Raw genomic sequence first — 22,677 nt, forward strand, 5'->3', positions numbered from 1 at the left:
CGTCATGAAAAAAGTCGAGATCATCAGCGCCGAGCAGGCCGCCAGCCTGGTGCGCGATGGCGACACCCTGGCCATCTGCGGTTGCGAGAACGTCCTTGCGCCGGACACCCTGCTGCGCGCCTTGGGCGAACGCTTCCTACGCGAGGGTAGCCCACGCGACCTCACCGAAGTGCACCCGATCATCGTCGGTATGGGCCCGGAACGGGGGCTGGAACATCTGGCTCAGCCGGGCATGATTCGGCGCGCCATTGGCAGCGGTTTCAGCTTCCTGAAAACCTCTCGCTACACCGAGCTGCTCAAGGAAAACGCCTTCGAGGCTCATGTGGTACCCATGGGCACGCTGTTCCAGATCCTGCGCGACACCGCTTGCGGCAAGCCGCTGACCCTCACCGACGTCGGCCTGGATACCTTCGTCGATCCGGCCAACGAAGGCGGGCGGATGAACACGCATACTTCCGAGTCCTTGGGCACACGGGTGCAGGTGCAGGGGCGCGACTACCTGAGTTACGCGCCGCTACCGGTGAACGTCGCCTTCCTGCGCGGCACCACGGCCGATGAGAGCGGCAATATCAGCCTGGAGGATGAGCCCGTATCGCTGGGCGTAAAGACCCTGGCCATGGCTGCGAAGAATTCCGGCGGTAAGGTGATCGTACAGGTTCGCCGCCTGGCGCAGAGTGGCACCCTGCATCCGCGCATGGTGGAAATACCCGGTATTTTTGTCGACGCGGTGGTCGTCGATGCGCAGCAGAGCGTTTCCGGTGGCGAACAGCTCAACCCGGCACTTACTGGCGAAATCCGTATGCCAGTGCAGCGCATCGGCACGGTGCCGCCAGGCATCTCGCGTATTGTCGCCAGCCGTGCCGCCGATGAGATCCGTTCCAATGACGTAGTCAACCTTGGCGTCGGCATGCCGGTCGACATCCCCAAGATCCTCAACGAACGTGGCGACGGTGAGCGCGCCACTTTCTTTCCGGAGCACGGTTCGGTAGGTGGCGTGCCGGGCGAGCGCGCGATCTTCGGTACCAACATCAACCCGGAGACGATCATCGATTCGACCCAGGTCTTCGAGTACTTCCTCGGCGGTGGCCTGGATATCTCCTTTCTTGGCTTCGGCCAGATCGATGCCCAGGGCAACGTCAACGTCAGCAAGTTCAACGGCATCATCCCTGGCTGCGGCGGATTCGTCGACATCACCCACCGCACCCGGCGAGTAGTGTTCTGCGGTGCCTTCTCGGCCGGCAGCACCCAGATCGCCTTCCGCGATGGACGCTTGAACATCGAGTCGGAAGGGCGCTTCTCGAAGTTCGTCCCGGCTGTCGAGCAGGTCACCTTCAACGCGCAACGGGCTCGGGAAAAAGGCCAGCAGGTGTACTACGTCACTGAGCGTGCGGTGCTTTCACTCCAGACCGAGGGCCTGCAGGTAGAGGAAATCGCCCCGGGCATCGATCTGCAGACCCAGGTTCTCGACCTGATTCCCTTCGCGGTTCGGGTCAGTCCGAACCTGCTCACCATGAATGCCGCCCACTTCGCCTAGGGTGTGCGCTGCGACAGGAGAACCACGATGACGACCCAGCAGCATGAAGTCAGCACCGATGTGCTGATCATCGGCAGTGGCGCCGCGGCGCTGCGTACCGCCTTGGAAGCCAGCGACGGCGGCGCGGACGTGCTAATCGCTATCAAAGGCGAGTTCCGCCGTAGCGGTGCCACCTTCCACAGCGTCGCCGAAGTCGGCGCCTTCAACGTGCCCGATGGCGCCGGCGATGCGCTCGATGATCCGCAGGTGTTCCTCGACGACATTCTGCGCGCCGCCCAGGGCATGGCCGACCCGCGCTTGGCAAAGATTCTCGCCGACGAAGCGCAGAGCGCCCTGCATTACCTGGAACGCTATGGCGTGCATTTCGAGCGCGAGGAAGATCGCTACCTGGTGTTTCGCGCCTGTTTCTCCTCACGACCGCGCTCGCACGTGATCCAGGATCACTTCAAGCCCATCGTCAAGGCGCTTGGCAGTGAGGCCTCGCGCCGCGGCATCCGGGTCATGGATCGTCTGATGGTCACCGATCTACTCGTTCAGGACGGCGAATGCGTGGGCGCCCACGCTCTGGATCAGGAGGGCCGGGCGGTGTTGATCCGCGCCAAGTCGACCATCCTCACCACCGGGGGCGCCAGCCAGTTGTTCGAGAAGAACCTGTATCCTTCGGACATCACCGGAGACGGCTACGCCATGGCTTATCGCGCCGGGGCGCAATTGGTCAACATGGAATTCATGCAGGCCGGGGTCAGCGTCATCGCGCCCTTCGTCAACCTGTTCGGCAATTACCTGTGGGATGCCCAGCCCAACCTCACCGACCGCGACGGCAACCCGTTCGTCGAGGACTACCTGCCCGAAGGGCTGACCCTGGACGCCGTGCTCAACGAAAAGGAGCGGCATTTCCCGTTCAGCTCCAGCGATATTTCCCGCTATATCGAGATTTCCATCCAGAAGGCCATCAACGCCGGTCGCGGCACTGACCAGGGTGGCGTGTACATGGACTTCATCGGCCGCGACCTGGGCCCGGTGCTCGCCGACGGCACGCGCAGCATCTCGCGCATGTGGCCGCTGACCTACAAGTGGTACCAGGAAAAAGGCATCGACCTGTACCGCGACAAGGTGCAAATCACCTGCTCGGCCCATGCCATCAACGGCGGCCTGCGCATCGACGAGAACGCCGAGTCGACCTTGCCCGGCCTGTTCGCCGCTGGCGAAGTGGCCGCTGGCCCCCACGGCGCCGACCGCCTGGGCGGCAACATGTCGGTGACCTGCATGGTGTTCGGTGCCCGCGCCGGCCGCGCGGCCGCGGCCCGTGCGTGCAGCCGGGAACACCCGCCCCTGGCGGCGGAACATGCCGGTCGCCTGGCCCCCGAGAAGCGCTTCGCCGGGCAAGGTAGCCATGCCCTCGGCGACATTCGCCAGCGTTTGCAGAAGGCCGCCAACCGCCACCTGCTTATCCTGCGCGAGCGCCAGGGCCTGCAGGGTTTCCAGCAACTGTGCCTGGCTCTGCGCCAGACCCTGCGCCAGGACACCCGGATCGACTCGCCGGCCGACTGGGTGGCGGCCCTGGAGACCGACAACCTGCTTGACGTCGGCGAATTGATGGCACGCGCCGCACTGGCTCGCGAAGAGAGCCGGGGCAGTCACTACCGCGAGGATCACCCTGTGGCTGCCGCTCGCTTCGAACATTCGTTCGTGCTGAGTAAACACTCACTGACCGGCCTCGAGGCGGCCAGACTTGGCAACGACTGACTCGTCCTCTGGGCGTGGCCAGCTCCATCGTCGCGCCTGAGTGCCGGGGCAGCATGGGGTGTTGCGGCTGCCTGCGCGAAACCCGGATTACGCCTGCGGCTAATCCGGGCTACGGGATTGTCCCTGTCGATTGACGGTTTTTGTCGCGCAGCTTTTGCGCGACACTGCCGCCATCGTTCGCCCTGGAGCCCCGCATGACCGTCAGCGAAGACAAGTTCACCTGCCAGACCCTGCTAGAGGTGCAGACCCTGACCCCGAGCCTGTTCACCCTGCGCACCACCCGCGATGCGGGCTTTCGCTTCCGCGCCGGGCAGTTCGTCCGACTCGGTGTGGAAAAGGCCGATGGCAGTGTGGTCTGGCGCGCCTACTCGCTGGTCTCCGCTCCCCATGACGAGCACCTGGAGTTCTTTTCCATCGTGGTGCCCGGCGGCGAGTTCACCAGTGAACTGAGTCGTTTGCGTGTTGGCGATACCTTGCTCGTGGAAAAGATGGCGACGGGTTACCTGACCCTGGATCGTTTCGTAGACGGCCGCGATCTGTGGCTGCTCGGCAGTGGGACTGGTATCGCGCCTTTTCTGTCGATGCTGCAGGACTTCGAAGTGTGGGAGCGTTTCGAGCGCATCGTGCTGGTCTACAGCGCGCGCACGGTCGCCGAGCTGGCTTATCAGCCGATGATCCGCGGTTTCGCCGAGCTGGAGCACCTGGCCGAGTACACCCACAAACTCACCTATCTGCCGGTGATTACTCGCGAGCAGTCGCCTGGTTGCCTGAACGCACGCATTACCGATTTGCTCGACAGCGGCGAGCTGGAGCGTGCCGCTGGTCTGGAACTGAGCCCCGAACATTCGCGACTGATGATCTGCGGCAACCCGCAGATGATCGATGACATCCGCCAACGCCTCAAGGTGCGCGGCATGAACCTGAGCCTTACACGTCGACCGGGCCAGGTGGCAGTGGAAAACTACTGGTAAAGACTGGTTACAAACTGGCTCCTTTCAGTGTGACTCGGGCTCCAGTAGATTGCCGGGTCTGTTTTCCACTTTCCGGTCTTCATGGACAGCGACAGTAGACGATCGCCCTCGCCGTTATGGACGAGGGCGGTATTTCCCAAAGGCGGCATCGCCCGGTGCCAGCCTTCCGCGCAGCAGAACGCCGCGCATTCATCCAGTCAGTCGAGACTTCACGCGCTTGCCTTGTGCCTGCGCGATGCTTTCGGCTGCCTTCGTTTTATCCTTGAGAGAGCAACGCACTAAATGGAATGGATCGCTGATCCAACGGCCTGGCTGGGCCTGTTGACCCTGATCGTCCTGGAAATCGTCCTGGGCATCGACAACCTGGTGTTCATCGCCATCCTCGCCGACAAGTTGCCGCCCGAGCAGCGTGACCGCGCGCGGGTGATCGGCCTGAGCCTGGCGCTGATCATGCGCCTCGGCCTGCTGGCCAGCATGGCCTGGTTGGTCACACTGACCGATCCGCTTATCGAGGTATTCGACAAATCCTTCTCCGGACGTGACCTGATCATGCTCTTCGGCGGCGTGTTCCTGCTGTTCAAGGCCACCATGGAGCTGCACGAGCGCCTCGAAGGCCGCGTGCACCAGCATGGCGGCGCGCGTACCTATGCCAAGTTCTGGCCGGTCGTGGCGCAGATCATCGTACTCGACGCGGTGTTCTCGCTGGACGCGGTGATCACCGCCGTGGGCATGGTCGAACACCTGGAAGTGATGATGATCGCGGTGATCATCTCCATCGGCCTGATGATCGTCGCCAGCAAACCGCTGACAGCCTTCGTCAACGCGCGCCCGACGGTGATCATGCTGTGCCTGGGCTTCCTGATGATGATCGGCTTCAGCCTGACCGCCGAAGGCCTGGGTTTCCATATTCCCAAGGGCTATCTGTACGCGGCCATCGGCTTCTCGATTCTTATCGAGCTGTTCAACCAGGTCGCTCGCTCGCGTCGCAAGCGCAGCCTGCAGGGCCAGCGTGGCCTGCGCGACCGCACTGCCCACGCGGTAATGCGCATGCTGGGCGGCAAGGTGCAGGCCGACGAGGTCGGTGAGGACATCGCCGACATGCTCGATGGTAACCAGGGCGAAACCGCGCTGTTCGACCGCCGCGAGCGGGTGATGATCAGTGGCGTACTGAACTTGGCCGAGCAGTCGATCCAGAAGGTCATGACCGACCGCATGGAAGTCGACCGCATCAACCTCGACGACGCCCCGGAGAAAATCCACCAGGCGCTGCTCGACTCGCCGCACTCGCGTCTCGTGGTGACCCGCAACGACTCCCGCGATGAACCCCTGGGCTACATCCACAAGAAGGAGCTGTTCAAGGAATTGCTCAAGGGCCAGCAGCCGGATATCGAAAGCCTGGTGCGTGCGCCGATCAATCTGCCGGACAGTTCCACTGTGCTCAGCGCTCTGGAGCAGATGCGCCTGGCATCCACCCACGTGGCTTTCGTGGTCAACGAGTTCGGTGGTTTCGAAGGTCTGCTGACCCTGACCGACATTCTCGAGGCCATCGCTGGTGAATTGCCGGACGCCAGCGAGGTGGATGGCCCGGATGTCGAGGAAGTGGAGGGTGGTTTCCGGGTCAATGGTGCAGTCAACCTGGCGGTGCTGCGCGAGCGGATGGACTTCGCCGCTCGTCCGACGGATGACTACCAGACCCTCGCGGGCCTGGCCATGAGCCTGCTCGATCGCTTGCCGCTGATCGGTGACAAGGTCGAATATCTGGGCTGGGAACTGACGGTGATCGAGGTCAAGGAGCGTCGGGTAACGCGGATGCTACTGAAACCTGAAACTCCCGAGTCGGCCGTGTAACCGGCTGGTATCAAAGAAAAGGCGCCTCGTGGGGCGCCGTTTTCATCGATGGGGTTGCTGTCAGTCTTTGTGCTGCTGCTGCGCTTTCAGCAGGTCACGAATTTCCGTCAGCAGCACTTCCTCGGTGCTCGGCGCTGGCGGAACCGAAGGCTCCACGGCTTCTTCACGCTTGAGGCGATTGATCGCCTTGACGCCCATGAAGATGGCGAAGGCGACGATGATGAAGTCGATCATGGTCTGGATGAACTGGCCGTAGGCCAGTACCACCGCCGGCAAGTCGCCTTCGGCGGCCTTGAGGGTGATCGCCAGATCGGAGAAGTCCACCCCGCCGATCAGTAGCCCCAGCGGTGGCATGATCACGTCGCCGACGAAGGACGAAACGATCTTGCCGAATGCAGCACCAATGATGATACCGACCGCCATGTCGACGACATTGCCCTTGACGGCGAACGCCTTGAATTCGTTGATGATGCCCATTTGCAACCCCCATTAGTCTGATTTGTGTGCTGAAGTGTAAATCACTCCCGCTCGTCTGCCATACACCGTCGCCAGGCCGCGCGTATCGCTTGTGACCCTTCTATCGGGAAATTGTCCGAATTGATTACAAACCTAATCCCCGCTGTGATCCATGCGCAAGGCTCTGCTGTGCGGGTACGAGGCGCTCGGCGGGTGGTTGTCAGTCGGTTTGGCTGCATTGGCAGGGATCAGAATCGGGCGATTTGCACCCGACTACAGTGGCTTCGATTCATCTACCGGGAGCCTGGCCATGCATTGTCGATTACTCCGCTCAGGCCGAAACAAAAAGCGCCGCCAGCGCAGCAATCTTGCCTGTGCCACCCTGGCCGAGCCGTTCGAGGATGCCGCCCCTCGTATCGAAAACGGCATCGAGCGACCCGCCTGCCTGCCGTTGACGGTGCTCAAGCCGCGGCGTTCCGGTCTGCGTGAGGATCTGGCGGGGTGGGCGCAAGTCGCAGGCGATTGTTATGGCTGCTGCTGCGGCAGGAATTGCGGGGCTGCATCTCGTCGGACAGTTGCATGCGCAGCGTTGGTCTAAGGTCAATCCTTGAACAGCCATATGAAGAGGAGTGCCCCATGACCGCCGAGCATAATCTGCGTGAGGAGTTTCGTGAGTATGGAGATACGCTGACCGAGCGCCGCAAGAGCAACCCGGGATTCGATGGCCTGGTTGGGCGCTATCAGGATCTGGATAAGCGTATCGTCGAACTCGAATCAGGCAACCAACCTTTTGATGACGAAACCCTGGGGCGGCTGCGCCGCGAGCGGGTGCTGCTCAAGGACAGGATCGTCCAGCAACTGGCAGATGCCTGAGGGCTACAGCTTTTTGGCCGAGGTGTGATCCGCCACGCCCGGATCATGCCTGAGGCCTGCTCTGCAATGTTGGGTTGCCAATGGCCAATCGGCGTCGCCGCAGTCTCAGATTGCTGGCCTGGACGTCGTCAGGCCTTCAACCAGTATGGGCGTTTCTGATCGCTTCGGCATGTCGAACAGGCCGTAGCAGCTTTGCAGAAAATCGAGCAATAACCATTGCCTATGGAGGCGCTGTCCTTTTTCAATTTAGAGCCGAACCGGGAGCCTCGTAGGCTTGTTGGGCGCATGACGCGCTCATCCCTACAAAGAAGAGGACTCCTCCATGAAATCCCGGACTTCATGGGCACCCGCCCTTGGCTTGATGACGGCGACACTGTCCGCCGCGCTGTTTTCCCTTTCCGCGCACGCCGCTCCTCTGACCCGTGACAACGGCGCGCCGGTCGGCGACAACCAGAATTCGCAGACCGCCGGCAGCACCGGTCCGGTCTTGCTGCAGGACGTGCAACTGATCCAGAAGCTGCAACGCTTCGACCGCGAGCGCATTCCCGAGCGCGTGGTGCACGCACGCGGCACAGGAGCCCATGGCGAATTCACGGCCAGCGCCGACATTTCCGACCTGACCCGCGCCAAGGTCTTCACCCCCGGCACCACCACTCCGGTGTTCGTGCGCTTCTCCAGCGTGGTGCATGGCAACCATTCGCCGGAAACCCTGCGCGATCCCCGCGGCTTCGCCACCAAGTTCTACACCAGCGAAGGCAACTGGGATCTGGTCGGCAACAACTTCCCGACCTTCTTCATCCGCGACGCCATCAAGTTCCCGGACATGGTGCACGCCTTCAAACCCGACCCGAACACCAACTACGGCAGCGACCGCACCCTGTTCGACTTCTTCAGCCATGTGCCGGAAGCCACCCGCACCCTGACCCAGCTGTTCTCCAACGAAGGTACGCCAGCCAGCTACCGGCACATGGACGGCAACGGCGTGCACGCCTACAAGCTGGTCAACGACAAGAACGAGTACCGCTACGTCAAGTTCCAGTGGCGCAGCCTGCAAGGCACCAGGAACCATGACCCGCGGCAGGCGGAGCAGGTTCAGGGCAAGGACTTCAACCACATGAGCCGCGACCTGATCACCGCGATCAACGCTGGCGACTATCCGAAGTGGGATCTGTACATCCAGGTTCTGGAGCCGGCCGACCTGGCCAAATACGACTTCGATCCGCTGGACGCCACCAAGATCTGGCCGGACGTGCCCTTCAAGAAGATCGGCCAGATGGTGCTGAACAAGAACCCGGACAACGTCTTCCAGGAAACCGAGCAGGTCGCCCTGGCACCGGCCAACCTGGTGCCGGGTATCGAGCCGTCCGAGGATCGCCTGCTGCAAGGCCGCCTGTTCTCTTACGCCGACACGCAGATGTACCGCCTGGGCGCCAACCATGCCTTCCTGCCGATCAACCAGGCCAAGGTCGCGGTCAACAACGGCAACCAGGATGGCGCGGCGAATATCGGCCACACCACCACCGAGGTGAACTACGAGCCCAGCCGTATCAATCCGCGTCCGGCCACCGAGTATGCGCGCTACAGCAACCTGCCGCTGAGCGGCAGCACCGAGCAGAAGAAGATCCAGCGCGAGCAGAACTTCAAGCAGGCCGGTGATCTGTATCGCTCCTACGACAAGAAGATGCAGGGCGACCTGATCGCCAGCCTGGGCGGTGCCCTGTCCGGCGCCGAAGACGAGAGCAAGCACATCATGCTGTCGTTCTTCTACAAGGCCGATGCCCAGTATGGCGAGGGCCTGACCAAGGTGGCCAAGGGCGACCTGGCACGGGTCAAGTCGCTGGCCGCCGAGCTGCAGGACTGATTCACCAGTCTACCCGCGATGCCGCTTTTCCCGGGCATCGCGGCTACTGTGCAAGCGGGAACGGCCAGTGGCCGTTCGGGAGCTTCCCATGCTACGTACGATATGTTTCGCGGTGGCACTGACCGGCGCCGTACCGCTGCTGGCCGACACGCCGCCGGCCAGCGATGCCGAAGGCATCCAGGCGCAACTGCGCGATTACTATTTCCAGGCGGCGCGCGCGGGCGATAGCGCCATGCTCGACGAATTCATCCAGGCCGGCTACGACCTCGGCACCGCCGACGACAAGGGCTACACCGCCCTGATCCTCGCCGCCTACCACGGTCACCGCGAGGCGGTGGAGCGCCTGCTGGCCGCCGGCGCCGATGCCTGCGCCCAGGACAAGCGCGGCAACACCGCCCTGATGGGCGCCATCTTCAAGGGCGAGTTGCGCATCGCCAAGCGCCTGCTCGACGCCGGCTGCAACCCCGACCAGCGCAATGGCAGCGGCCAGACCGCGGCCATGTACGCGGCGCTGTTCCAGCGCAAGGACGTGCTCGACGCCCTGGCGGACAAAGGCGCCGACCTGAGCGCCGAGGATGCCTTCGGCAACAACGCGCAGCGCCTCGCCCGGGGCGATATCCGCACGCGTTGGCAGCAGGGCCAGCCTTGACCGGCGTCGCGCCCGCCGAGCGGGGTTGACCCGGATCAACGGCAGGGCAGCCGCGGGCGGTTAGGCTGCAGGCTGATTCCCATCAGGAGCGCTGCCATGCATGTCGACCACCATCCGCTGATCCATGACTTCCCCCAGTGGCGCGCCCAACTGCATCACCTGCGCCAGGAAGACGCCGGCTTCGCCCACCAGGCCGAGGAATACGAAGCCCTGGACAAGCGCATCTGCCGTATCGAGGACGGCATCGAACGGCTCGACGATGCGGCCCTGGGCCAGCTCAAGTCGCAGCGCCTGGCGCTGAAGGACGACCTGGCCCGCCGCCTCAAGCGCGAAGCCGGCCAGTGCTGCGGATGCGGCAACGGCTGTCGCGGCTGATCCGGCCCATGACGGCCAAGGTTTGTTTGCCGGTCGCCGATGCCGGCCAGCCGCGTGCCGACTGGCGGCAGTTGCGTCGTTGCGCGCCGGCGTTCGCCCTGTTGACGGGCGAGTATGAACGGCTCGACGAGCGCGTCTTCCGTGAAGAGGGCGCGGAGGCGTGGAACGCTCACCGCTGCGCAGGCAACGCGCGGTTGGAAAGCGCTATAGCGCTGCAGTTGCAGCGCTGCCAGGGCGGCTGCAGAGGTTTGTCCGGCCATTGAGTCGGTCGCCTGCCATGGCCGGCGACCCGAATCCGGCTCGGGTCTTGGCGTTCAGATCCTCAGTGAAGCTGTAAATATATCCAGCTATTTCGTATCATCCGGACTTCGTCTGCACAGGAGTCCTCCCCATGGCCAAGGCCAAACGCTTGTATGGCTGCACCGAGTGCGGCGCGACCTTTCCCAAGTGGGCCGGGCAGTGCGGTGAGTGCGGCGCCTGGAACACCCTGACCGAAACCATGCTCGAAGCCGGTTCGGCGACGCCCAGCGGGCGCGGCGGCTGGGCGGGTGCGCAAGCGCAGCTCAAGACCCTGGCCGAAGTCAGCGTCGAGGAAATGCCGCGTTTCTCCACCGCGTCCGCAGAACTTGACCGCGTGCTCGGTGGCGGCTTGGTGGATGGCTCGGTGGTGCTGATCGGCGGCGACCCCGGCATCGGCAAGTCGACCATCCTGCTGCAGACCCTGTGTAATATCGCCCAGCGTTTCCCGGCGCTTTACGTCACCGGCGAGGAGTCCCAGCAGCAGGTGGCCATGCGCGCCCGGCGCCTGGGTTTGCCCGAAGACAAACTCAAGGTGATGACCGAGACCTGCATCGAAAGCATCATCGCCACCGCCCGCCAGGAAAAACCCAAGGTGATGGTGATCGACTCGATCCAGACCATCTTCACCGAGCAATTGCAGTCGGCGCCCGGCGGCGTTGCCCAGGTGCGCGAGAGCGCGGCGCTGCTGGTGCGCTTCGCCAAGCAGAGCGGCACGGCGATCTTCCTGGTCGGCCACGTTACCAAGGAAGGCGCGCTGGCGGGGCCGCGCGTGCTTGAGCATATGGTCGACACCGTGCTGTATTTCGAAGGCGACCCCGATGGCCGCTTGCGCCTGCTACGTGCGGTGAAGAACCGCTTTGGCGCGATCAACGAGCTGGGCGTGTTCGGCATGACCGACAAGGGCCTCAAGGAAGTGAGCAACCCCTCGGCGATTTTCCTCACCCGCGCCCAGGAAGAAGTGCCGGGCAGTATCGTCATGGCCACCTGGGAAGGTACCCGGCCGATGCTGGTGGAAGTGCAGGCGCTGGTCGATACCAGTCACATGAGTAACCCACGCCGGGTGACCCTGGGCCTGGATCAGAATCGCCTGGCCATGTTGCTGGCGGTGCTGCATCGCCACGGCGGCATTCCCACCTATGATCAGGACGTGTTTCTCAACGTGGTCGGTGGAGTGAAGGTGTTGGAAACGGCGTCCGATCTGGCGTTGATGGCGGCGGTGATATCCAGCCTGCGCAACCGGCCGCTGCCTCACGATCTGCTGGTGTTCGGCGAGGTTGGCTTGTCGGGCGAGATCCGCCCGGTGCCAAGCGGTCAGGAGCGTCTGAAAGAGGCGGCCAAGCACGGCTTCAAGCGCGCTATCGTGCCCAAGGGCAATGCGCCGAAAGAGGCGCCAGCCGGTTTGCAGGTAGTTGCCGTTACGCGGCTGGAGCAGGCACTGGACGCGCTCTTCGAATAAGAGCGCATCCTGGCCGCGTCGCCTGGTTCAGTGGATCAGGCAGACGGCATCGGCGTATTGGCGGCGCTGCATACGCTGGCCAATACGCACGATCCAGGCGCTGGAGCGTGCCGGTCGTGGTGCTGCCTGACGCTGCGAAGGGAAGTCGATTGCCTTGGCGATAGGGGCGCTGATCATGACGATGCCTCCGTGGGGAATGTTCCCCTGTTGGGTTCGTCTTTATCCTGCGGCCGGGCCTGTCGAAGACTCTTGATCGAGGTCAATTATCGTCGGCACCTGGCCGCGGCAGGACGCCGCACGGCCTGCTATTCGTCCTCGCAGAGCGCTGCCAGTTCCCGCTCCAGTAAGTGTTCATCGCCCAGATTGAGTTCGACCAGGCGGCGTAGGTGGCTCATGGAATCGAGATCGATGTGGTGGCAGAGGAAGCCCAGCACGCGCTCTTCGCGGTGTACCAGTTCCACTTGCATCGCGACCTGCAGCTTGTCGTCGAGGGTGATGCGTACCAGATAGTCCTGGCCGGCATCGTCGTCCCAGTTCCACGGGCGGCGCACCAGAACGCCTTTGAACGAGATGTCGTGAAGCTCCACTTGCCAGCTCCGTTCGCCCTGGACGATCTCGGCGGGGGCGTCGAAGGCGATGCGCTGGAAGCGTCGGCGTTCGTGGTTGTCACTCATGGGCGTTGTCCTCTGTTTGTTTGTCCACTATAGCTAAGCTCACTTGCCGATGCCGTCATAACGGCTGTTCAGGCGAATAGTGGATTGCTCATGAGGTTGCTCGTTACGTCTCTGGTGCCCATCCGTATTCCATGGCGTGCTTGACCAGATCGGCCGGCTTTTCGATGTCGAGTTTGCGACGGATGTTCAGGCGGTAGGTTTCCACGGTGCGAACGCTGATCTGCAGCTCTCTTGCCATCGCTTTGTTGTTCAGGCCTTGCGCCATCATCAGCAGAACCTGGCGCTCGCGTGGCGTGAGCTCGCCTTCTTCGCTTTCTTCCTGAGCCAGCTTGCGTGCCACGTCGCCGCTGTAGAAGCGTCCACCGACCGCCAGCACATCGATGGCGGAGATGATTTCCTGGGACGGTGCTTCCTTGAGGACATAACCCGACGCCCCCATACGCAACGAGCTGCTGACGTATTCCTGATTGTCGTACATGCTCAGGATCAGCACTTTGATCGCCGGGTAGCGCTTCTTGATGATGCCGGTCAGTTCCAGGCCGTTGATGTCCTTGAGACCGATGTCCATCAGCAGGATGTCGGGTTGTGCGTGGGCGAGCAGTTCCAGCGCTTCGCTGCCGTTGCCGGCCTCGCCGACGATCTCGAAGTGCTCGACCATCGACAGCAGCGTACGTATGCCGTCGCGCACCAGAACATGGTCGTCGACAAGCGCGATGCGGATCGTCTTCATAACTGCTGATCCTGGGTGTGTGGCGTGACGGCAGAGAGTAACAGGGCAACGTTGAGTACGGTGCCGGAGGAGCTCGAGGTGATGTTGAAACCACCGCCAAAGTGCTCGACCCTCTCGCGGATATTACGCAAGCCGATGCCACCGCTGTGTTGTTCGGCCTCGCGCGGGCTGAAGCCGCCACCGTCATCGCCGATGCGTAGGTTCAAGCTACGGCCGTCGCCTGTCAGGCTGATTGCCACGCGGGTAGCGTGGGCATGGCGTTCGATGTTGGTCAGCGCTTCCTGCAGGATGCGAAACAGGGCCACGTTCATGTCGTCGCTCAGTCGGGTATCGCCCAGGCTGTTGTCATAGGTCACGCTCAGTCCGCTGCGTTGCTCGAACTCACTGGCCAGTTGGCCAATCGCCGAGGCCAGGCCGAGGGTGTCGAGCAACGACGGGTGCAGGTCGTGGGAAATCCGACGCACTTCTCCGATTGCCCCCGCCAGGCGTTCGATACCTTGGCGCAGGGTTCTGGCGGCGCCGGACTTGCCGGCATCCAGTTCGTGGCCTGCCAGCTCGAACTGGAACTTGATCGACACCAGCAACTGGCTGATACCGTCGTGCAGCTCGCGAGACAGGCGCGAACGTTCCTCTTCCTGAGAGGTGATGATGCGCTGGGTCAACTGTTGCAGTTTGCGGTCGGCCAGGCGGTGTTCGCTGACATTGAGAGTCAGACCACTGGCGAACACCAGCAGAACGGCGATCAGGGCGACTACGGCGATGGCGAGCATGGTGGTGCGAATACCGCTGCCGACATCATGGCGAACCTGGGCGATGGCGTTATCGACATCTTCCAGGTAAATGCCGGTGCCGAGCATCCATCCCCAGCGATCGAGCACGGTGACGTAGGCGAGCTTTTCGGCCATTTGCCCGGTGGAGGGTTTCTGCCAGCCGTAACGCTGAAAGCCGTTGCCATCCGTTGCGCTGCGGATCAAGGCCTGGATTACCAGCAGGCCGTGGGAGTCCGTCATGTTCCACAGGTTCTTGCCGACCAGCCCGCCCTGACGCGGGTGCATCAGGTTCTTGCCGTTGCGGTCGTAGACGAAGAAGTAACCGTCGCTGCCAAAGTTGATGCGAGCCAGTAGGGCCAGAACCTGGCGCTTGGTTTCGTCGTCATCGAGACCGCTCTCGTACAGCGGCCCGATGGTGCTCAGGGCCATTTCCACATAGTGCTTTAGCTCGGTCTGTTTGCTGCTGAGGATGCTGCGCTCGATGAGCTGGGCCTGCTGATTGCCCAGGCGCTGGTTCTGTACCAGAACCAGCAGGCAGACCACGGCCACGGCCAATAGCATGGGCAATAGGCTCAGGGCGACGATCTTGTGCTTGAGTTGCATCGATTCACTCCGGGCTGAACGTTGGTCGGGGCTGGAGGCTGGCAGAGCATACATAACCCCGCAATTGATCGGCTGTGGACTGCGTAGTTCTACGTAGGTGGTCGTGGGTAGTTTTGCGAATTACCGGGAAGGGGGGCTTGGATGGATAGTTGCGGGGCTCCAATTTCCGGAGCACAACAATAACAATGAGTGTCGCGGATCAAGGTCTGCGGCAGGAGATGTTCAATGACCAGAATGGCTAGCCATATCGCCTGGTTTGCCGTTGCCGTACTGGGCGCCTTCGCGCTGGGTACCGTGGCGCTGAATCGCGGTGAGTCGATCAATGCCTTGTGGATTGTGGTTGCTGCCGTGGCGATCTATCTCGTCGCATATCGTTACTACAGCCTGTTCATCACCAACAAGGTGATGCAGCTAGACCCTACCCGCGCGACCCCCGCCGTACTCAACAACGACGGCCTGGACTACGTCCCGACCAACAAACACATCCTCTTCGGCCACCACTTCGCCGCCATTGCTGGCGCTGGCCCGCTGGTGGGCCCGGTGCTCGCTGCACAGATGGGTTATCTGCCAGGCACCCTTTGGCTGATCGCCGGCGTGGTACTGGCCGGTGCGGTGCAGGACTTCATGGTGCTGTTCATTTCCACGCGCCGTAACGGCCGCTCCCTGGGCGAGCTGGTGCGCGAGGAAATGGGCCAGATACCGGGCACCATCGCCCTGTTCGGCGCCTTCCTGATCATGATCATCATCCTCGCGGTGCTCTCGCTGATCGTCGTCAAGGCGCTGGCGGAAAGCCCATGGGGCATGTTCACGGTGATGGCGACCATTCCCATCGCCATGTTCATGGGCATCTACATGCGCTATATCCGTCCGGGACGGATCGGCGAGATCTCTCTGATCGGCGTGATCCTGCTGCTCGGCTCTATCTGGCTCGGTGGGGTGATCGCCGCCGACCCGGTGTGGGGCCCGGCTTTCACCTTCACCGGCATACAGATCACCTGGATGCTGATCGGTTACGGTTTTGTCGCCGCGGTACTACCGGTATGGCTGATCCTGGCGCCACGCGACTACCTGTCGACCTTTCTCAAGATCGGCACCATCATCGCCCTCGCCATCGGCATTCTGGTGGTCATGCCCGAGCTGAAGATGCCGGCTCTGACCCAGTTCACCGACGGCACCGGCCCGGTATGGAAGGGCACGCTGTTCCCCTTCCTGTTCATCACCATCGCCTGCGGCGCGGTATCCGGCTTCCACGCTCTGATCAGCTCTGGCACCACGCCCAAGTTGCTCGCCAACGAATCCCATGCTCGTTACATCGGTTACGGCGGCATGCTGATGGAATCCTTCGTGGCCATCATGGCCATGGTTGCCGCGTCGGTGATCGAGCCAGGCGTGTACTTCGCCATGAACAGCCCGGCAGCGCTGGTCGGCTCGGATGTCCAATCGGTCGCCGCTGCGGTCAGCAGTTGGGGCTTCGTGATCACTCCGCAAGAGCTGGAAGCCGTTGCTCGAGATATTGGCGAGAACACCATCCTGGCCCGCGCCGGTGGTGCACCGACCCTGGCCGTGGGTATCGCGCAGATTCTCCACAGCGTGCTGCCGGGTGAGAACACCATGGCGTTCTGGTACCACTTCGCGATCCTCTTCGAGGCGTTGTTCATCCTCACTGCGGTGGACGCTGGTACCCGTGCCGGGCGCTTCATGCTGCAGGATCTGCTGGGTAACTTCGTGCCTTCCCTGAAGCGTACCGAGTCCTGGTTCGCCAACGTCGTCGCTACCGCAGGTTGCGTGGCGTTGTGGGGCTGGCTGCTCTATCAGGGTGTGATCGATCCGCTGGGTGGCATCAACACCCTATGGCCACTGTTCGGCATCTCCAACCAGATGCTCGCCGGCATCGCCCTGATGCTCGGCACCGTGGTGCTGATCAAGATGAAGCGCGAGCGCTATGTGTGGGTGACGTTGATCCCGGCCACCTGGCTGCTGATCTGCACCACTACCGCAGGGCTGATCAAGCTGTTCGACCCGGATCCGGCCGTTGGCTTCCTGTCCCTGGCCAGTAAGTACCAGGATGCCCTGGATGCCGGCCAGATCCTGGCGCCGGCCAAGGACATTGGTCAGATGCAGCACGTGATCTTCAACGCCTACACCAACGCCACGCTGACTGTGCTATTCCTGTTCGTGGTGCTGAGCGTGCTGTTCTATGCCATCAAGGTCGGGCGTGCTGCCTGGGGCAGGGAGCTACGCACCGATCAGGAGGCCTCATATGAGGCCATTCCTGACGACGCACCGGAGGTGGCTCGTGTTTAATGATCTCAGCCGTATGGGCAAGTACCTTGGCCAGGCCGCGCGGATGCTGGTGGGCATGCCCGACTACGATACCTATGTCGAGCACATGACCAGAAAGCATCCTGACCAGCCGGTGATGAGCTACGAAGCCTTCTTTCGTGAGCGCCAGGAAGCGCGTTATGGTGGCGGCAAGGGGCGGCCGATCCGCTGCTGCTGAAGGGCAGCGGCAAGCTTCAAGCCTCACGCTGCAAGTGGATGGCGGTGACTGCTGTGGTAGTTCACCGCCATTGATTTTGTGCTGTCTTACCATCAAGCCCAAGGCGGCTGTTGCTTCTACTTGCAGCTTGTCGCTTGAAGCTTGTAGCTCCAAGGAACGCTCATGTCCTTTTCCCCCATTCCGGTCACCGTGCTCAGTGGCTTTCTCGGTGCCGGCAAGACCACCCTGTTACGCCATGTGCTCAAGGCCGAACATGGCCTGAAGATCGCGGTGATCGAAAACGAATACAGCGAAATGCCCATCGACAGCCAGTTGCTTGGTAGCGAGCCGGTACAGGTGATGACCCTGGCCAATGGCTGTGTCTGCTGCTCGATCCATGTCGAGCTGGAGAAGGCGCTGTTCCTGTTGCTGGAAAAACTGGATAGCGGCGAGCTGGCCTTCGACCGGCTGGTGATCGAGTGCACCGGGCTCGCTGATCCAGCACCGGTGGCGCAGACCTTTTTCGCCACCGAGGAGTTGTGCGAGCGCTATGTGCTGGACGGCATCATCACCCTGGTGGACGCCGCCAACGCCGAGCGCCACTTGCAGGAAACCATCGCTCAGGCCCAGGTCGGGTTCGCCGACCGTATCCTGCTGAGCAAGACCGACCTCGTCGATGAGGCCGCCCGAGGGGCATTGATCCAGCGCCTGCAGCGGATCAACCGACGGGCGCCAATCCGCCTGGTGGAGCACGGGCGTATCGACCTGAGCGAACTGCTCGACGTGCGCGGCTTCAACCTGAATGCCGATATCGCACCGAGTCTGCGCCCTGTGGTGCCTGGCAAGAGCAGTGACCGTATCTCCACACTGGTGCTCACTAGCGATACGCCGCTGGATCTGGATCGGCTTTCCAGCTTTATGGAAACCTTGCTGGAGGAGCACGGTAATTCCCTGTTGCGTTACAAGGGTGTGCTCGATATTGCGGGCGAGCCTCGGCGCATGGTGTTCCAGGGCGTGCTGCGGTTATATGCTTTCGACTGGGACAGCGAGTGGGGCACGGACGAGAAGCGTGAAAGCGTGATCGTCTTCATTGGCGACAACCTGCCTGAAGAGGCGATTCGCCAGGGGTTTGCCGAGCTCAGCGCCTAAACGTTATATCGCAGGCGAAAAAAATGCCGGGCAGCTTGCGCTGTCCGGCATTTTTTATGGCTGGCCATCCCTGGTCGCCACCCTGCGGGCCGTCGCAAGCGACGTTAAAAATGGCTCCCGGCCATTTTTATACCCGTGAAACCTTACTCGTCGAGGAACGAGCGCAGGTGTTCGCTACGGGTCGGGTGACGCAGCTTGCGCAATGCCTTGGCTTCGATCTGACGAATACGCTCACGGGTGACATCGAACTGCTTGCCCACTTCCTCGAGGGTGTGGTCAGTGTTCATGTCGATACCGAAACGCATACGCAGCACCTTGGCTTCGCGTGCGGTCAGCCCGGAAAGCACTTCGCGAGTGGCTTCCTTGAGGCTTTCCACGGTGGCTACATCGATCGGGGACTGCATGGTGCTGTCCTCGATGAAATCGCCCAGGTGCGAATCTTCGTCGTCGCCGATCGGGGTTTCCATGGAGATCGGCTCTTTGGCGATCTTCAATACCTTGCGGATCTTGTCCTCAGGCATTTCCATGCGCTCGCCGAGTTCTTCCGGAGTGGGCTCGCGGCCCATTTCCTGAAGCATCTGACGGGAGATGCGGTTGAGCTTGTTGATCGTCTCGATCATGTGCACCGGAATACGGATGGTGCGTGCCTGGTCGGCAATCGAGCGAGTGATCGCCTGACGGATCCACCAGGTGGCATAGGTCGAGAACTTGTAGCCGCGACGGTATTCGAACTTGTCCACCGCCTTCATCAGACCGATGTTGCCTTCCTGGATCAGATCGAGGAATTGCAGGCCACGGTTGGTGTACTTCTTGGCGATCGAGATCACCAGGCGCAGGTTGGCTTCGACCATCTCTTTCTTCGCGCGGCGGGCTTTCGCCTCACCGATCGACATGCGACGGTTGATGTCCTTGATCTCGGCCAGCGTCAGGTCGCTCTCGGTCTGCAGGGCGATCAGTTTCTGCTGGCAACGCTGAATGTCAGCCTGCAGGTTGCCGATGGCTTCCGCATACTTGGATTTGCCCTTGGCCAGGCTGGCAGCCCAGTCCAGATCCACTTCATTGCCTGGGAACAGGCGCAGGAAGTCGGCGCGCGGCATGCGTGCATCACGTACGCACAGCTGCATGATGGCGCGTTCCTGACCACGCAGGCGATCCAGTGCTTCACGTACGCGCACCACCAGGGCATCGTACTGCTTGGGCACCAGTTTGATCGGCATGAACAGCTCGGCCAGGGCCTTGAGTTCTGCGATGGCCTGTTTGCTGCTGCGGCCATGCTTTTTCAGCGCTTTCTTGGCGATTTCCAGCTGATCGGAGACCGCGGTGAAGCGGCGCAGGGCCTCTTCTGGATCCGGGCCGCCATCGCCTTCTTCTTCCTCGTCGTCGCTGTCGCCGTCTTCTTCGTCATCGTCCTTGTCATCGGCAGCGTCACCGGCCGCAGCGGGCACGGGTGCAGCAGCTTCGGCAGGAACGACGCCGTCATCCGGATCGATGTAGCCACTGAGTACTTCGACCAGGCGGCCGCCCTCGGTGGTGACGCGAGTGTATTCAGCGAGAATGCCGTCGACGGTACCTGGGAAGTGGGCAATTGCACCCATTACTTCACGGATGCCTTCTTCGATCCGCTTGGCGATTTCGATCTCGCCTTCGCGGGTCAGCAGCTCCACGGTACCCATTTCACGCATGTACATGCGCACCGGGTCGGTGGTACGGCCGATATCGGTTTCAACCGCAGCCAACGCAGCAGCGGCTTCTTCAGCTGCGGCTTCGTCGGTGTCGGCATCGGCCAGCATCAGGGCGTCTGCATCCGGAGCACTCTCGTGTACCGGGATCCCCATGTCATTGATCATGCGGATGATGTCTTCCACCTGCTCAGGATCTGAAATATCCTCGGGCAGGTGGTCGTTGACCTCTGCGTAAGTCAGATACTTCTGCTCACGACCCAGGGTGATCAACTCTTTGATACGAGATTGCTGTTGCGCTTTTCCGGACATAACACCCTATCCACTGAAGGTCTTGGCGGGCTGAAAACAAGCCGAGGATTATACCTCAGTTCGGCGCTCAGGCGCCAGTTGGGGTCTTGCTGGGCGAGGTAGGGCTGCTGTAGTGCTCACGGAGCAGGGCCTTTTCCTCGTCGGTGAGTTCGCTCGGGCTTTTCTGCATGATGCTGCGCAGAGCGGTTTCGCGCCGTCTTAACGACTGGCTATGGACAAGTGTAGTTATGGTGTCGAAAAACTGCCGTTCAAGGTTGTCGTGATCGATTAACCATTCTTTTTCTGCCAGTACTTTGAGCAGGCGGCCCTGTTCGGTGCCGTGCCAGCGGGCGATCAGTTGCAGTGAGCGCAGCCCTGGCTGCTTCTGCAAGGTGCCCACCAGGGCGACCAGCAGTTGAGCGTAAGTGTCGCCTTCTGCGGCGAAGTTGCTGACATCATCGACTCTTTGTGCTAGCTCAGGGTGATGCAGCAGGCTGCGCAGAGCGCTCAGATGGGGCGATTCGACACTCACCGCCGTGCGCGGCGGATGGTAGTCATCGCGGTCTTTCTTGCTCCACCTGCCACCTTCTTTTTTCCATTCGCCTTTGCCCTGTTTTCTGGCTGGGCGTTCGAACGCGTGAGCGGACGGCTGCTCTTCATGGGTCGCTGCGACGTCGTGGTAGGCGCTGTCGGGGATGGCTTCGAAGTGTGGCGCATGGTTGTTGCCGTCCTGCTGGGAGGGCGCAGTTGCCTGCTGTCGGCTGGGCGGTGCGGACATCTGACTCAGGGCCTCGCCGCTGAGGCCGGTAATCTGCGTCAGGCGTTGGCGCATCAAGGCGCGCAAGGTGTTGCCGGGAATCTTTTCGATCAACGGTGCAGCCAATGTCACCAGATGCGCCTTGCCTTCCAGCGAACGCGGATCCGCTTCTTCGCTGAGTTGCTGGAAAAAATAATCCGCCAGCGGCTGGGCGTGCTGATGAATGCGCGCGCGAAATGCATCGGTACCTTCGCTGCGCACCAGGGTGTCCGGGTCTTCGCCTTCAGGCAGGAACAGGAAGCGAGCGCGGCGGCCATCCTGCAGGTTCGGCAGGGCGGCTTCCAGGGCGCGCCAGGCGGCATTGCGGCCGGCCTGGTCGCCGTCGAAGCAGAACAATACGCTCGGCACCAGACGAAACAGGCGCTTGAGGTGTTCTTCGCTGGTGGCCGTGCCAAGGGTCGCGACGGCATTGCGCAGGCCTTGTTGGGCGAGGGCGATGACGTCCATATAGCCCTCGACCACCATGATCTCGTCGAGATTGCGGTTGTGCTTGCGCGCCTCGTACAGGCCGTAGAGTTCCTGACCCTTGTGGAATACCGGGGTTTCCGGGGAGTTCAGGTACTTGGGCTTGTCGTCTCCCAGCACCCGCCCGCCAAAGGCGATGACCCGGCCACGGCTGTCGTGGATGGGGAAGATCACCCGGTCACGGAAGCGGTCGTAACGTTTGCCGCTATCCGGGTTTTCCACCAGCAGGCCGGCATCGATCATGGCCTTGTGTTGCAGGCTGTCGCCGGACAGGTGTTTGAGAAGGTTATCCCAGCCTGGTGGGGCGAAGCCCAGGCCAAAGTCGCGAGCGATTTCGCCTGATAGCCCGCGGCTTTTCAGGTAGTCGACCGCGGCGCGGCGTTGCGGGTGGCTCTTCAGTGCCTGGCGGTAGAAGTCCGCAGCGGCCTTGAGCAGGGCGTAGAGCGGTGAGTCGGTAGGTCGGCGGGGCTTGCCGCCACGTCCGCCGTCTTCCCGTGGCACGTCCATGCCAGCACGTTTGGCCAGTTCCTCGACCGCCTGGGGAAACTCCATCTGGTCGTGATCCATCACGAAGCCCAGGGCGTTGCCGCCAGCGCCACAGCCGAAGCAGTAATAGAACTGCTTGTCCGGGCTGACGGTGAAGGAGGGGGTCTTTTCCTTGTGGAACGGGCAGCAGGCGCTGTAGTTCTTGCCGGTCTTCTTCAGTTGGATGCGCGAACTCACCACATCGACGATGTCGGTGCGGTTGAGCAAATCATCGATGAAGGATTGCGGGATCAGGCCGGCCATAAGTGCTCAATACTGCCGCAGCGTTGCGGGAAACAGTAGCAGGCTATTGATAAACGACCTGCGTTACCAGTGCCTATATTTCCAAGTGACTTGCCAGCGGCAAAAACGCAAAAACTCCGACCATTCGCCAGAAGGCGACGCGGAGTCTTTGACGATAATGCC

Annotated in this window: 20 protein-coding genes; 13 read left to right on the forward strand and 7 right to left on the reverse strand. The window is 61.9% G+C overall.

Going from position 1 to position 22,677, the window contains the following annotated elements:
- Positions 1 to 4: 4 nt before the first annotated feature.
- The 4 genes from DNK06_RS15895 to DNK06_RS15910 all read left to right on the forward strand — a co-directional run bounded on the left by DNK06_RS15895 (position 5) and on the right by DNK06_RS15910 (position 6,099).
- Positions 5 to 1,534: an acyl CoA:acetate/3-ketoacid CoA transferase gene (locus tag DNK06_RS15895; RefSeq protein WP_165493648.1), complete on the forward strand. Its 1,530-nt coding sequence runs from the start codon at positions 5 to 7 to the stop codon at positions 1,532 to 1,534.
- A 27-nt stretch (positions 1,535 to 1,561) separates the two neighbouring features.
- A complete protein-coding gene (locus DNK06_RS15900) occupies positions 1,562 to 3,280 on the forward strand; it encodes an FAD-binding protein (protein ID WP_131180970.1) in 1,719 nt (572 codons plus the stop codon).
- Positions 3,281 to 3,474: 194 nt separating this feature from the next.
- Positions 3,475 to 4,251 carry a ferredoxin--NADP reductase gene (locus DNK06_RS15905; RefSeq protein ID WP_131180971.1) on the forward strand — a complete coding sequence of 259 codons (777 nt, stop codon included), beginning with the start codon at positions 3,475 to 3,477 and terminating at the stop codon, positions 4,249 to 4,251.
- 282 nt (positions 4,252 to 4,533) lie between these two features.
- Entirely contained in the window at positions 4,534 to 6,099 is a 1,566-nt protein-coding gene (locus DNK06_RS15910; protein ID WP_131180972.1) for a TerC family protein, read from the forward strand.
- 60 nt (positions 6,100 to 6,159) lie between these two features.
- Here the strand turns inward: DNK06_RS15910 and mscL are convergent, their stop codons facing one another.
- Positions 6,160 to 6,576: a large-conductance mechanosensitive channel protein MscL gene (gene mscL / locus DNK06_RS15915; protein ID WP_131180973.1), complete on the reverse strand. Its 417-nt coding sequence runs from the start codon at positions 6,574 to 6,576 to the stop codon at positions 6,160 to 6,162.
- A 615-nt stretch (positions 6,577 to 7,191) separates the two neighbouring features.
- Here mscL and DNK06_RS25120 point away from each other — a divergent pair.
- From DNK06_RS25120 to radA, 6 genes are all read left to right on the forward strand, one after another.
- The gene (locus DNK06_RS25120; protein WP_165493647.1) at positions 7,192 to 7,428 is read left to right on the forward strand and encodes an HP1242/YdcH family protein; all 237 of its coding nucleotides are present in this window, start codon (positions 7,192 to 7,194) and stop codon (positions 7,426 to 7,428) included.
- Positions 7,429 to 7,789: 361 nt separating this feature from the next.
- Positions 7,790 to 9,289, forward strand: coding sequence for a catalase (locus DNK06_RS15925; RefSeq protein WP_207389995.1), 1,500 nt, complete (start codon positions 7,790 to 7,792; stop codon positions 9,287 to 9,289).
- A gap of 88 nt (positions 9,290 to 9,377) precedes the next feature.
- Positions 9,378 to 9,938 (forward strand): ankyrin repeat domain-containing protein, encoded by a 561-nt coding sequence (locus DNK06_RS15930; protein ID WP_131180976.1) that lies wholly within the window; start codon positions 9,378 to 9,380, stop codon positions 9,936 to 9,938.
- Positions 9,939 to 10,034: 96 nt separating this feature from the next.
- Positions 10,035 to 10,313: an HP1242/YdcH family protein gene (locus DNK06_RS15935; RefSeq protein WP_131180977.1), complete on the forward strand. Its 279-nt coding sequence runs from the start codon at positions 10,035 to 10,037 to the stop codon at positions 10,311 to 10,313.
- A gap of 8 nt (positions 10,314 to 10,321) precedes the next feature.
- On the forward strand, positions 10,322 to 10,576 hold the full coding sequence (locus DNK06_RS15940) for a hypothetical protein (protein WP_131180978.1): 255 nt from the start codon (positions 10,322 to 10,324) through the stop codon (positions 10,574 to 10,576).
- Positions 10,577 to 10,704: 128 nt separating this feature from the next.
- On the forward strand, positions 10,705 to 12,069 hold the full coding sequence (gene radA / locus DNK06_RS15945; protein WP_131180979.1) for a DNA repair protein RadA: 1,365 nt from the start codon (positions 10,705 to 10,707) through the stop codon (positions 12,067 to 12,069).
- A 27-nt stretch (positions 12,070 to 12,096) separates the two neighbouring features.
- On the opposite strand, the gene DNK06_RS25125 is transcribed toward radA, so the two are convergent.
- The 4 genes from DNK06_RS25125 to DNK06_RS15960 all read right to left on the reverse strand — a co-directional run bounded on the left by DNK06_RS25125 (position 12,097) and on the right by DNK06_RS15960 (position 14,846).
- Positions 12,097 to 12,246 (reverse strand): hypothetical protein, encoded by a 150-nt coding sequence (locus tag DNK06_RS25125; RefSeq protein WP_165493646.1) that lies wholly within the window; start codon positions 12,244 to 12,246, stop codon positions 12,097 to 12,099.
- A gap of 128 nt (positions 12,247 to 12,374) precedes the next feature.
- Complete coding sequence (locus DNK06_RS15950) at positions 12,375 to 12,743, reverse strand: PilZ domain-containing protein (protein ID WP_131180980.1); 369 nt, start codon at positions 12,741 to 12,743, stop codon at positions 12,375 to 12,377.
- Positions 12,744 to 12,846: 103 nt separating this feature from the next.
- On the reverse strand, positions 12,847 to 13,473 hold the full coding sequence (locus DNK06_RS15955; RefSeq protein WP_131180981.1) for a response regulator: 627 nt from the start codon (positions 13,471 to 13,473) through the stop codon (positions 12,847 to 12,849).
- Entirely contained in the window at positions 13,470 to 14,846 is a 1,377-nt protein-coding gene (locus DNK06_RS15960; protein WP_131180982.1) for a cache domain-containing protein, read from the reverse strand. Before DNK06_RS15960 ends, DNK06_RS15955 begins: the two co-directional genes overlap by 4 nt.
- 225 nt (positions 14,847 to 15,071) lie before the next feature.
- On the opposite strand from DNK06_RS15960, the gene DNK06_RS15965 reads away from it, so the two are divergent.
- The 3 genes from DNK06_RS15965 to yjiA all read left to right on the forward strand — a co-directional run bounded on the left by DNK06_RS15965 (position 15,072) and on the right by yjiA (position 18,474).
- Entirely contained in the window at positions 15,072 to 17,150 is a 2,079-nt protein-coding gene (locus tag DNK06_RS15965) for a carbon starvation CstA family protein (RefSeq protein WP_131180983.1), read from the forward strand.
- On the forward strand, positions 17,143 to 17,346 hold the full coding sequence (locus tag DNK06_RS15970; protein ID WP_131180984.1) for a YbdD/YjiX family protein: 204 nt from the start codon (positions 17,143 to 17,145) through the stop codon (positions 17,344 to 17,346). The genes DNK06_RS15965 and DNK06_RS15970 overlap by 8 nt, the downstream gene beginning before the upstream one ends.
- A gap of 162 nt (positions 17,347 to 17,508) precedes the next feature.
- Entirely contained in the window at positions 17,509 to 18,474 is a 966-nt protein-coding gene (yjiA, locus tag DNK06_RS15975) for a GTPase (RefSeq protein ID WP_131180985.1), read from the forward strand.
- Between the two features lie 143 nt (positions 18,475 to 18,617).
- Here yjiA and rpoD read toward each other — a convergent pair whose 3' ends face one another.
- Positions 18,618 to 20,465 (reverse strand): RNA polymerase sigma factor RpoD, encoded by a 1,848-nt coding sequence (gene rpoD / locus DNK06_RS15980; protein WP_131180986.1) that lies wholly within the window; start codon positions 20,463 to 20,465, stop codon positions 18,618 to 18,620.
- Positions 20,466 to 20,532: 67 nt separating this feature from the next.
- Positions 20,533 to 22,515 carry a DNA primase gene (dnaG, locus tag DNK06_RS15985; protein WP_131180987.1) on the reverse strand — a complete coding sequence of 661 codons (1,983 nt, stop codon included), beginning with the start codon at positions 22,513 to 22,515 and terminating at the stop codon, positions 20,533 to 20,535.
- Positions 22,516 to 22,677 lie beyond the last annotated feature (162 nt).

Source organism: Phytopseudomonas daroniae (assembly GCF_004327285.1).
Classification (GTDB): Bacteria; Pseudomonadota; Gammaproteobacteria; order Pseudomonadales; family Pseudomonadaceae; genus Aquipseudomonas; species Aquipseudomonas daroniae.